Here is an 11,782-nt window from a genome sequence, read left to right on the forward strand (position 1 = left end):
GGCGGTACTCGAAGGCCAGCCGGGCGACCCGGATGCAGGCCTCGGGGTCGTCGCCGTTGACGTGGAAGATCGGCGCCTGGACCATCCGCGCCACGTCGGTGCAGTAGAGCGAGGAGCGCGAGGAGCCCGGCGAGGTCGTGAAGCCGACCTGGTTGTTGATGACGACGTGGATCGTGCCACCGGTGCGGTAGCCGCGCAGCTGGCTCAGGTTGAGCGTCTCGGCCACGACGCCCTGGCCCGCGAAGGCCGCGTCGCCGTGCACCAGAAGCGGCAGCACGGGGAACTCGGCGCCCCGGTCGAGCACGTCGTGCTTGGCGCGGGCGATCCCCTCGAGCACCGGGTCGACGGCCTCGAGGTGGGACGGGTTGGCCGCGACCGACACCTTGATGGTGTCGCCCGAGCCGGCCACGAACTCGCCCTCGGCGCCGAGGTGGTACTTCACGTCGCCGGAGCCCTGGACCGTGCGCGGGTCGATGTTGCCCTCGAACTCGCGGAAGATCTGGGAGTACTTCTTGCCGACGATGTTGGCCAGCACGTTGAGACGGCCGCGGTGGGCCATGCCCATCACGACCTCGTCGAGGCCGGCCTCGGCCGCTGCTTCGCAGAGCTCGTCGAGCACGGGGACCGTGGTCTCGCCGCCCTCGAGGCTGAAGCGCTTCTGGCCGACGAACTTGGTCTGCAGGAAGGTCTCGAAGGCCTCGGCCTGGTTGAGCTTGAGCAGGATCCGGAGCTGCTCCTCGCGCGGCGGCTTGGAGTGCGGCTGCTCGACGCGCTCCTGGATCCAGCGGCGCTGCTCAGGATCCATGATGTGCATGTACTCGATGCCGGTGGTGCGGCAGTAGGAGTCGCGCAGGATGCCGAGGATGTTGCGCAGCTTCATGAACGGACGGCCCTTGCCGCCGAACGAGCCGGTGGCGAACTCGCGGTCGAGGTCCCACAGGGTCAGCCCGTGCGACTCGACCTGGAGGTCGGGGTGGGTGCGCTGGCGGTACTCGAGCGGGTCGGTGTCGGCCATCATGTGACCGCGCACGCGGTAGGCGTGGATCAGCTCGAGGATGCGAGCCTGCTTGCTGATGTCGTCGTCGTGCGACGTGGCGATGTCGCTGCCCCAGCGGATGGGCTCATAGGGGATGCGCAGCGAGCGGAAGATCTCGTCGTAGAAGCCTTCCTCGCCCAGCAGCAGCTGGTGGACGCGCTTGAGGAACTCGCCCGACTGGGCGCCCTGGATGACCCGGTGGTCGTAGGTCGAGGTGAGCGTCATGGTCTTGCTGATCGCGTTGCGGGCCAGCGAGACCTCGGAGGCGCCCTGCCACTCGGCGGGGTACTCCATCGCGCCGACGCCGATGATGGCGCCCTGCCCGGCCATCAGGCGCGGGACGGAGTGGACGGTGCCGATGCCGCCGGGGTTGGTCAGGCTGATCGAGGTGCCCTGGAAGTCGGCGACGGTGAGCTTGTTGTCGCGGGCCTTGCGGACGACGTCCTCGTAGGCGGTCCAGAACGCGGCGAAGTCCATCGACTCGGCGGCCTTGATCGACGGCACCAGCAGCTGGCGGCTCCCGTCGGGCTTGGGGACGTCGATCGCCAGGCCGAGGTTGACGTGGGCCGGCGTGATCAGGTTGGGCTTGCCCTCGCGGGTCTCGAAGCCGTTGTTCATCTCGGGCATCGACCGCACCGCCTTGACCAGCGCGTAGCCGATCAGGTGGGTGAAGGACACCTTGCCGCCGCGGGCGCGGGCGAGGTGGCTGTTGATGACGATGCGGTTGTCCCACAGCAGCTTGACCGGTACCGAGCGCACCGACGTGGCCGTCGGCACGGCGAGCGAGGCATCCATGTTGGCCGCGGTACGGGCGGGGGCGCCGCGCAGGACCGTGTAGGTCGGCTCGTCCTTGGCCGTCGCGGGCTCCGGCGGCTTCGACTCCTTGGGCGTCGGGTTGCTCGTCCTGGCGGGCTCGGCGGCCCTGGTCGGCTCGCGCTTCTCGGCCTTGGGGGCCGGGGTGGGCTCTGCCTTGGGTGCAGCCTTCGGCTCGGCCTTGGGGGCAGCCTTCGGCTCGGCCTGGGGCTGAGCAGCCTTGGGGGCAGCAGCCTTCGACTCGCTCCCGGCCGGGGCCGACGTGGGCTCGGCCTTCGCGGCCGGAGCCGGGGCGCCGTTGCCGTTGGCAGCGCCCGGACCGCCGTTGCCGCCGCCGTTCTTGAAGAACGCGGCCCACGTCTCGTCGACGCTGGCGGGGTCGGCGTCGTAGGCCTCCCGCATCTCCTCCACGAGCCAGTCGTTGGGCCCGAAGTCAGAGGCCGACGGTTCGGTGGAGCTGGTGGAGGGGCCTGACGACTGCGGCACGGCTGGGATCGCCTCTTCCGGGTGATGGCGGGTGTGCTGGAGGGATGCACGAGGAGCACTCACAAGGCTAGACCCACGCGCCAGCAAATGCGCGGCTGCGGGTGCACTTTGCGGCACCCTGTTGTCGATGCCACACACGCCACGCACGTGACCGCCGTCTGGAGCCCCCGTCCCACCATGATCCGTACGCCGACCCTCGTCGCCCCCGTGGTCGCCCTGACCGTCGTCGCCGCCGTCGCTGCCGGGTGCAGCGACGACAGCGACGACCCCGGGCCCGACGGGCCCACGTCGACGTCGGCTGCCTCACCGTCGACGCCGACCGCGGCCCCGGTCACGACCGACGTGACGATCCGGACGGTGACCGGCGGGCGCCTGCCCCGGGCCGACCGCGACCAGCTCCGCGACAAGATCGGCGAGACGGTCGACGAGTGGTTCGACGCCGCCTACCTCGGCGGCGACTACCCCCGCACCGACTTCGACGACGCGTTCGGCGTGTTCACCCCGCGCGCCCGGGCCGAGGCCGTCCGCGACACCCGTCTGATGAGCAACGCCGCGGTCGGCACGACCACCTTCGGCGTGCGGGCCCTCGCACGCCGGGTGCGCATCGACGTGCTGGCCGACAGCGGGCGCGCCGCGGGCGTGACCGTGCAGTTCCGGCTCGGGATGGCGCGCGCCGGCGACACCGGCGCCGAGCGCGAGGAGCGCGTGAGCGGCCACCTCTACCTCACCTACGTGGCCGGCGACGGCTGGAGCGTGTTCGGCTACGACGTCCGGAGGGGCGACCTGTGATGCGCACCCGGATCCGTCGCTACGCCGTCCTGGTGGCGCTGCTCGCGACCCTCGGCGTCGTCGTACCCGACTCGGGGACGGCGTCGACGCGCGTCGTGCTGGTCGAGTTCCAGCACGCCGAGGGTGTCGCCCTCGAGGACGACATGGTCTGGATCCTCGGCGTGGGCTCCGACGCCCGACCGGGCGAGGACATGACCCGCACCCGCGGTGACGCTCTCCAGCTGGTCGGGATGAACACCCGCACCGGCGCAGCGACCACCATCGGCATCCCGCGCGACTCCTACGTCTCGATCCCCGGCGTCGGGTCCGACCGCATCAACGCCGCGCTCTACTACGGCGGGCCGCAGCTGCTCGGCGAGGCCGTCGGCGACCTGGTCGGCATCGAGCCCGACTACGTCTTCGTCACCCGGTTCCCCTTCTTCGAGCAGATGGTCGACGACATCGGCGGCATCACCGTGACCAACCCGCGCGAGTTCTCCGACGTCAACCTCAAGGACGACGGGTTCCGCGAGGGCCGCATCCGGCTCGACGGCTACGGGGCCATGGCCTTCTCCCGCATCCGCAAGTCGCTCCCGGCCGGTGACTTCGACCGCTCCGCCAACCAGCAGATCGTCCTGCGCGGCATCCAGGCGCGGATCGCCGGCGGCGTCGACGTGCCCGGCTTCATCGAGGGGGGCGTCCTCAGCGTCCTCCAGCACACCGACACCGACCTCAGCCCGGCCCAGCTCTTCCGCCTCGCCCACGTCATCGCCCAGGTCAAGCCGGGCAAGATCACCGGCTGCGTCGTCCAGGGCGGCATCGCCACGATCAACGGCGCCTCCGTCGTCACCCCCTACACCGCCGACGCCCGCCGCTACGGCGACGACGCCCGCAAGGACGCGGTCATCAGCGACTGCTGACCGGTGGTGGTGGAGCCGGTTCGTCGCTGCGGAGGTCTCGACACGCGGTGACTCCGTCCCCGCGGCTCGACCACCGTGTGGCGGAGGCCGAGGCGACCGCGGACAGGGGGCGAGGTCCCGACCACAGATGGGCGCCCGGGCCACGAACCAGGGACGACCACACGGCGCACCGTCGATGGGGTGGCCGCCGGGCCGGCCGGGCCCGCAGACCCAGACCGCGGCAGCGGCCACCAGGTAGCGCGGGCCCGCGGCCCGAGGCCGCCACCATCGACAAATGAAACAGCGCCTCCGGCAGGATTCGAACCTGCGGCACCTGGTACCGGAAACCAGTGCTCTATCCCCTGAGCTACGGAGGCTCGCGCCCGACCACAGGGGTACGGCGCGCTGCGGACACTACCGGGCGTCACTGGTGAGAAGGAAACCGGTTGGCGCCGATAGGCTTGACCGGTGAATCCGGCTCAGCTCTCGACCACCATCGTCGACGCCCTCGCGTCGCTCGTCGACCGGGGCGAGCTCGTCCTGCCCGACGGCGTCCCGGCCGAGGTGACGGTGGAGCGACCGCGCGACAAGAGCCACGGCGACTACGCGACCAACGTCGCGCTCAAGCTGGCCAAGAAGGCCGGCACCAACCCGCGAGCGTTCGCCGACCTGCTGGCCGCGCGGCTGCGCGACAGCGACGGCATCGCCGCGGTCGACGTGGCCGGGCCGGGGTTCATCAACGTCACGGTCGCGGCCGACGCGCAGGGCCAGGTGGCTGCTGACGTGGTGGCCGCGGGCGCGGCCTACGGCTCGTCCGACTTCTTCGCCGGCGAGCGGATCAACCTCGAGTTCGTCTCCGCCAACCCGACTGGGCCGCTCCACATCGGCGGCGTGCGGTGGGCGGCGGTGGGCGACGCTCTCGGCCGGATCTTCGCCATGACGGGGGCCGAGGTCACCCGCGAGTACTACTTCAACGACCACGGCGCCCAGATCGACCGGTTCAGCCGCTCGCTGCTGGCCAGCGCCCTGGGGGAGCCGGCGCCCGACGACGGCTACGGAGGCGACTACATCCACGAGATCGCCTCCGCGGTCTCCGCCCAGCGGCCCGAGGTCGCCGGGCTGCCGCGCGACGAGGCCAACGAGGTCTTCCGGGCCGTCGGCGTCGACATGATGTTCGCCGAGATCAAGAAGTCGCTGCACGACTTCGGGGTCGACTTCGACGTCTACTTCCACGAGGACGAGCTCCACAAGAGCGGGGCGGTCGACACGGCCGTCGCGCGGCTCACCGAGCTCGGCAACACCTACGAGAAGGACGGGGCCCTGTGGCTGGCCACCGAGAAGTTCGGTGACGACAAGGACCGGGTGATCATCAAGTCCGACGGCGAGGGTGCCTACCTGTCGGGCGACCTGGCCTACTACCTCGACAAGCGCAGTCGCGGCTTCGACCGGTGCTTCATCATGCTCGGGGCCGACCACCACGGCTACGTCACGCGGCTGATGGCGATGTGCGAGGCGTTCGGCGACACGCCCCACGTCAACCTCGAGGTCCTCATCGGCCAGATGGTCAACCTGCTGCGCGACGGCGAGCCGCTGCGGATGTCCAAGCGAGCCGGCACCGTCATCACCATCGACGACCTGGTCGAGGCGATCGGGGTCGACGCCGCCCGCTACGCCCTGGCCCGCTACTCCTCTGACTCGAGCATCGACCTCGACCTCGAGCTGTGGGCGCGACGGTCCAACGACAACCCGGTGTTCACCGTCCAGTACGCCCACGCGCGGGTCTCGAGCCTGCTGCGCAACGCCGCCGACCTCGGCGTCGTCGCCGAGTCCCACCCCGAGCTGCTGACCCACGAGAAGGAGGGCGTGCTGCTGCGGTCGCTCGCTGACTTCCCGAAGGTGGTCGCCAGCGCCGCCGACCTGCGGGCTCCCCACCGCGTCGCCCGCTACCTCGAGGACCTCGCCGGCACCTACCACCGCTTCTACGACAGCTGCCGGGTGCTGCCGATGGGCGACGAGGAGACCAACGACCTCCACCGGGCCCGGCTGCTGCTGGTCGACGCCACCCGGGTCGTCCTCGCCAACGGCCTCGGCCTGCTCGGCGTCTCGGCGCCCGAGCGGATGTAGACGGGACCCCCATGAGCACCACCCACGAGGCCGGCTGGGCCCACGCGCCCGGAGCCCTGCGCGGACCCGCCTGGTTGAGCCCGCCCGAGGACCCCAACGCCCTGGTCCCGCTGCTGTGGAGCAGCACCGCCCACAAGCGCGACGGCGACCTCGTCGTCGGCGGGGTCGCGGTGGCCGACCTGGTCGCCGAGCACAACACCCCGGCCTACGTCCTCGACGAGGACGACTTCCGGTCCCGGGCCCGGGCGTTCCGTGACGGCTTCGCCGACTACGACGTCTACTACGCCGGCAAGGCGTTCCTCTGCACCGCCGTCGCCGGCTGGGTCGCCGAGGAGGGTCTCCACCTCGACGTCTGCAGCAACGGCGAGCTCACCGTCGCGCTGCGCGCCGGCGTCGACCCGGCCCGGATCGGCTACCACGGCAACAACAAGACCCACCCCGAGCTCCGCCGGGCCGTCGACGCCGGCGTGGGCCGCATCGTCCTCGACTCGTTCGCCGAGGTCGACCGGCTCGCGCAGATCACCGCCGAGCTCGGCACCCGCCAGGGCGTGATGGTCCGGGTCACCGCCGGCGTCGAGGCCCACACCCACGAATACATCGCCACGGCCCACGAGGACCAGAAGTTCGGGTTCTCCATCACCAGCGGCGACGCCTACGAGGCCGTGCGCCGGGTCCACGAGACCCCCGGCCTCGACCTGCTCGGCCTGCACTCCCACATCGGCAGCCAGATCTTCGACTCCTCCGGCTTCGAGATCGCCGCCAAACGGGTCCTCCGCCTCCACGCCCGGGTCGGCAGCGAGCTCGGCGTGACCATGCCCGAGATGGACCTCGGTGGCGGCTTCGGCATCGCCTACACGACCCAGGACGACCCGTCCGAGCCCGCGCAGCTGGCGAGGGAGATGACGACGATCGTCGAGCAGGAGTGCCGCGGGCTGGGCATCGAGCCGCCACGGCTGTCGATCGAGCCCGGCCGCGCGATCGTGGGCCCGTCGATGTGCACGGTCTACACCGTCGGCACGGTCAAGCCGGTCGCGCTCGACGGCGGCGCCGTGCGGACCTACGTCAGCGTCGACGGCGGCATGAGCGACAACATCCGCACCGCGCTCTACGACGCCGACTACTCCTGCACCCTCGCCGGCCGCGTCTCGGCGGCGCCGCCCGTGCTGGCCCGCGTCGTCGGCAAGCACTGCGAGGCCGGCGACATCGTCGTCCGCGACGAGTTCCTGCCCGGTGACGTGGCCCCCGGCGACCTCCTCGCGGTGCCCGGCACCGGCGCCTACTGCCGCTCGATGGCCTCCAACTACAACCACGCGCTGCGGCCCCCGGTGATCGCGGTGCGGGACGGCGCGGCGAGGATCCTGCTCCGACGGGAGACTGAGGACGACTTGTTGGCGACGGACGTGGGTGCTTCATGAATGACCGGGCTGGCAACGGCAACGGCACCGGACCGCTGAGGGTCGCGGTCCTCGGCTGCGGCGTGGTCGGGTCCCAGGTGGTCCGGCTGCTCGAGGAGCAGGCCGGCGACCTCGCGGCCCGGGTCGGGCGTCCGGTCGAGCTCGCCGGGGTCGCCGTGCGCCGGATCGACGCGCCGCGCGACGTGACCCTCCCGGAGGGACTGCTCACCACCGACGCCGAGGCCCTCGTGGCGCGCGACGACGTCGACCTGGTGGTCGAGGTCATCGGCGGCATCGAGCCGGCGCGCACGCTGATCCTCTCGGCGCTCGAGCACGGCAAGAGCGTGGTGTCGGCCAACAAGGCACTGCTGGCCGAGGACGGCCCGACCCTGTTCGAGGCCGCCGAGAAGGCCGGCCGCGACCTCTACTACGAGGCCGCCGTGGCCGGGGCGATCCCGATCCTGCGCCCGCTGCGCGAGTCCCTCGCCGGTGACCGGGTCACCCGCGTGCTCGGCATCGTCAACGGCACGACCAACTTCATCCTCGACAAGATGGACACCTCCGGCGCCGGGTTCACCGAGGCGCTCGAGGAGGCCCAGGACCTGGGCTACGCCGAGGCCGACCCGACCGCCGACGTCGAGGGCTTCGACGCCGCCGCCAAGGCCGCGATCCTGGCCTCGCTGGCGTTCCACACCCGGGTGACCGCCGCCGACGTCCACCGCGAGGGCATCAGCGAGGTCAGCGCCGCCGACATCGCCTCCGCCCGCGAGATGGGCTGCGTCGTCAAGCTGCTCGCCATCTGCGAGCTGCGCACCGTCGACGGTGAGGAGGCGGTCGCCGTTCGCGTCCACCCGGCGATGATCCCGCGCAGCCACCCGCTGGCCAGCGTCCGCGAGGCCTACAACGCGGTCTTCGTCGAGTCCGACGCGGCCGGCCAGCTGATGTTCTACGGGCCGGGTGCCGGCGGCGCACCGACGGCCAGCGCGGTCATGGGCGACCTCGTGACCGTCGCCCGCAACCACGTCTCCGGCACCCGCGGCGCCGGCGAGTCGGCCTACGCCGCCCTCGCCGTGCTGCCGATGGGGGAGACCCGCACCCGCTACCACGTGGCGATCGACGTCGACGACCGCGCCGGCGTGCTCGCCGCGGTCGCCCTCGCCTTCGCCGAGCACGGCGTGTCGATCCAGACCGTGCGACAGGAGGGACGCGACGACGACGCCCAGCTCGTCGTCGTCTCCCACGGCGCCACCGACGCCCAGCTGAGCGCCACCGTCGAGCACCTGCGCGGCATGGACATCGTCCGCGACGTCACCTCGGTGATGCGCGTCGAAGGAGCAGACGAGTGAACGGCCCTGCGACCTCGCCGGCGACCCGCACCCACACCCACCAGTGGCGGGGCGTGATCGACGAGTACCGCGAGCTCCTCGACATCCCCGCCGGCACCCCGGCGGTGAGCCTGCGCGAGGGCGGTACCCCCCTGGTGCTCTCCGAGTGGCTCTCGGGCCTGACGGGCGCCGAGGTCCACCTCAAGGTCGAGGGCAACAACCCGACCGGCTCGTTCAAGGACCGCGGGATGACCGCGGCGATCTCGGTCGCCAAGGCCCAGGGCGCCGAGGCCGTCGTGTGCGCCTCGACCGGCAACACCTCGGCCTCGATGGCGGCCTACGCCGCCAAGGCGGGCCTCAAGCCGCTCGTGCTCGTGCCCGAGGGCAAGATCGCCGCCGGCAAGATGGCCCAGGCGATCCTCCACGGCGCCCAGGTGATCATGGTCCGCGGCAACTTCGACGACTGCCTGTCCATGGCCCGCGGCCTGGCCGTCGACTACCCCGTGGCGCTGGTCAACAGCGTCAACCCGGTGCGCCTCGAGGGTCAGAAGACCGCGGCCTTCGAGATCGTCGACTACCTCGGCGACGCCCCCGACTACCACCTGCTGCCGGTCGGCAACGCCGGCAACATCTCGGCCTACTGGCTCGGCTACACGCAGTACGCCGCCCTCGGGCTCGCGACCAAGCGGCCGGTCATGCGGGGCTTCCAGGCCGCCGGCGCGGCGCCGCTGGTCACCGGTGAGCCGTTCCCCGATCCCGAGACCAGGGCCACCGCCATCCGCATCGGCAACCCGGCGTCGTGGCACCTGGCCGAGCAGGCCGCCAAGGAGTCCGAGGGCCGCTTCGCCTCCGTCACCGACGAGCAGATCCTCGCCGCCCAGCGTGAGCTCGCATCGCGCGACGGCGTGTTCGTCGAGCCCGCCTCCGCAGCCGGGATCGCCGGGCTCCTGCAGGAGCTCAGCCAGGGCGACTCCTACGCCGGCGCCACGGTCGTCGTCACCGTCACCGGCCACGGGCTCAAGGACACCGCGACCGCGCTCGAGGGCGTGGGCGCGCTGGTCGACACCGTCGTCGACGCCGACGTGTCCGCGGCCGCAGCGGCGGCCGGCCTCACCTGATGGGGCGCCGATGACCTTCGTGTCCGGCCCGGTCCGGGTGGACGTCCCCGCGACGTCGGCCAACCTCGGGCCCGGCTTCGACACCCTCGGCATCGCGCTCGACCTGTGGGACCGGCTCGAGGGCGAGGTGCTGCCCGTCAGCGGTCTCGAGGTCCTGGTCGAGGGGGAGGGCGCCGACGGCGTGCCGCTCGACGAGTCGCACCTCGTCGTCCGCTCGATGCAGGCAGCCTTCGACGCGCTCGGTGCCCGCCCGCCCGGCCTGCGGCTGCGCTGCCGCAACGTCGTGCCCCACGCCCGGGGCCTGGGGTCCTCGTCTGCGGCCATCGTCGGCGGTGTCGTCCTGGCGCGCGCCCTGGTCGAGCGGGGCGACGAGCTGTTGAGCGACGACCAGGCGTTCGCGCTGGTCGCCGAGATCGAGGGCCACCCCGACAACGTGGCTCCGGCGTTCTTCGGCGGCTTCACCATCTCCGGGCACGACGACGGCGCCTTCTGGAGCGTCCAGGCCCCGGTGGCCGCCGAGATCGGCGCCGTGGTCCTCGTGCCGCCCGGCGGGCTCTCCACCGAGGCGGCCCGCGGCCTGCTGCCGGCCACGGTCCCGCACGCCGACGCCGCGGCCAACGCCGGCCGGGCCGCTCTGCTCGTCGCGGCCCTCGCCAGTCAGCCCCGGCTGCTCCTGGCGGCCACCCAGGACCTGCTCCACCAGCACTACCGGGAGCCGGCGATGCCGGCCTCGCTCGCGCTCGTGGCCGCCCTCCGCGCCGACGGTCACGCGGCGGTCGTCTCGGGGGCGGGACCGACCGTGCTCGTGCTGACGAGCGCGGCCACCGACGTCGACGATCTGCTCGCGCGCCGGCCGGACGGCTGGCGGTCGACCTACCTCGCTGTCGGTGTCCCTGGCGCGCACGTCGTCGAGTGCTAGCCTTGCCGCGCTCCGGGGTTTCCCGGCGCGGCGTCTGCGGTCCTCCGCGGCGCCCCTCCTCTCCCTCGTCCTTGTGGGAGGGCAACGACCACCGCGACGACCGCTCCGCCGGGCCTGGCCCACGGCGGGGTATGCGCGGGAAGGACCTCACGTGACCGAGACCAGCGAGGCGGCCGAGAAGGCGCCCAAGAAGCGGGCCGGCGGCCTCAACGGCCTGCTGCTCGCCGACCTCAAGGCGATGGCCGGGGGCATGGGCATCAAGGGCGCCGGGTCGATGAAGAAGGCCCAGCTCGTCGACGCGATCAAGGGCGCGCAGGCCGGCGGCGGCTCCGCCCCCGCTGCCCCTGCTGCCTCCACTGCCCCCGCGGCCCAAGGCTCCGAGCCGCGGGCCGAGCGCCCCGCCGCGACCGAGGGGCGCTCACCTGAGCCCGTCGCCGACCGGCAGCCCGACAGGCAGCCCGACAGGCAGCCCGAGCAGCGGCGCGCCCGCGAGCCCGAGCCGGCCCAGCAGGACCGTGGCCAGCAGGACCGGGCACTGCAACCGGACCAGCGCGACCAGCGCGACCAGGACCAGAAGCCCGAGCGGGACCAGCGCAACGGGCAGCAGCGCGACCAGAAGCCGGACCAGAAGCCGGACCAGCTCGAGCAGCGTGACCGAAAGCCGGAGCAGAAGTCCGACCAGGGCGGCCAGAGCGGCCAGAACGGCCAGAACGGCCAGGACCAGGGCGGCCAGGGCAACCAGGGCGGCCAGGGCGGCCAGAGGAACCAGGGCGGCCAGGGCAACCAGGGCGGCCAGGGAAGCCAGGACGGCCAGGACGGTGACGGCGAGGGTCGCACCGGACGCAACCGGCGACGCCGGGGCCGCGACCGCAACCGCGCCGGGCAGCCCGACGGCCCGCC

At 72.5% G+C, this 11,782-nt stretch carries 9 protein-coding genes and 1 tRNA gene; 8 read left to right on the forward strand and 2 right to left on the reverse strand.

Annotated features, from left to right (window positions below; genetic code table 11):
• The coding region (locus Q7T52_RS00005; RefSeq protein WP_304798204.1) for a multifunctional oxoglutarate decarboxylase/oxoglutarate dehydrogenase thiamine pyrophosphate-binding subunit/dihydrolipoyllysine-residue succinyltransferase subunit at positions 1-2,251 on the reverse strand (2,251 nt) is incomplete at its 3' end.
• A gap of 231 nt (positions 2,252-2,482) precedes the next feature.
• Between Q7T52_RS00005 and Q7T52_RS00010 the strand changes: the two genes are divergently transcribed.
• Entirely contained in the window at positions 2,483-3,124 is a 642-nt protein-coding gene (locus Q7T52_RS00010; RefSeq protein ID WP_304798183.1) for a hypothetical protein, read from the forward strand.
• On the forward strand, positions 3,124-4,023 hold the full coding sequence (locus Q7T52_RS00015) for an LCP family protein (protein ID WP_304798186.1): 900 nt from the start codon (positions 3,124-3,126) through the stop codon (positions 4,021-4,023). Before Q7T52_RS00010 ends, Q7T52_RS00015 begins: the two co-directional genes overlap by 1 nt.
• A 283-nt stretch (positions 4,024-4,306) precedes the next feature.
• On the opposite strand, the gene Q7T52_RS00020 is transcribed toward Q7T52_RS00015, so the two are convergent.
• Positions 4,307-4,379: transfer RNA gene (locus tag Q7T52_RS00020), tRNA-Arg, on the reverse strand.
• A gap of 91 nt (positions 4,380-4,470) precedes the next feature.
• Between Q7T52_RS00020 and argS the strand changes: the two genes are divergently transcribed.
• From argS to Q7T52_RS00050, 6 genes are all read left to right on the forward strand, one after another.
• Positions 4,471-6,126, forward strand: a complete 1,656-nt coding sequence (argS, locus tag Q7T52_RS00025; RefSeq protein WP_304798189.1) for an arginine--tRNA ligase — start codon at positions 4,471-4,473, stop codon at positions 6,124-6,126.
• Positions 6,127-6,137: 11 nt separating this feature from the next.
• Complete coding sequence (lysA, locus tag Q7T52_RS00030) at positions 6,138-7,541, forward strand: diaminopimelate decarboxylase (RefSeq protein WP_304798191.1); 1,404 nt, start codon at positions 6,138-6,140, stop codon at positions 7,539-7,541.
• Positions 7,538-8,866, forward strand: a complete 1,329-nt coding sequence (locus Q7T52_RS00035; RefSeq protein ID WP_304798194.1) for a homoserine dehydrogenase — start codon at positions 7,538-7,540, stop codon at positions 8,864-8,866. The genes lysA and Q7T52_RS00035 overlap by 4 nt, the downstream gene beginning before the upstream one ends.
• Positions 8,863-9,963 carry a threonine synthase gene (gene thrC / locus Q7T52_RS00040; RefSeq protein WP_304798197.1) on the forward strand — a complete coding sequence of 367 codons (1,101 nt, stop codon included), beginning with the start codon at positions 8,863-8,865 and terminating at the stop codon, positions 9,961-9,963. Before Q7T52_RS00035 ends, thrC begins: the two co-directional genes overlap by 4 nt.
• Before the next feature lie 10 nt (positions 9,964-9,973).
• On the forward strand, positions 9,974-10,882 hold the full coding sequence (gene thrB, locus Q7T52_RS00045) for a homoserine kinase (protein WP_304798199.1): 909 nt from the start codon (positions 9,974-9,976) through the stop codon (positions 10,880-10,882).
• A 151-nt stretch (positions 10,883-11,033) separates the two neighbouring features.
• The coding region (locus Q7T52_RS00050; protein ID WP_304798202.1) for a Rho termination factor N-terminal domain-containing protein at positions 11,034-11,782 on the forward strand (749 nt) is incomplete at its 3' end.

It is taken from the genome of Nocardioides sp. (assembly GCF_030655615.1).
GTDB lineage: Bacteria > Actinomycetota > Actinomycetes > Propionibacteriales > Nocardioidaceae > Nocardioides.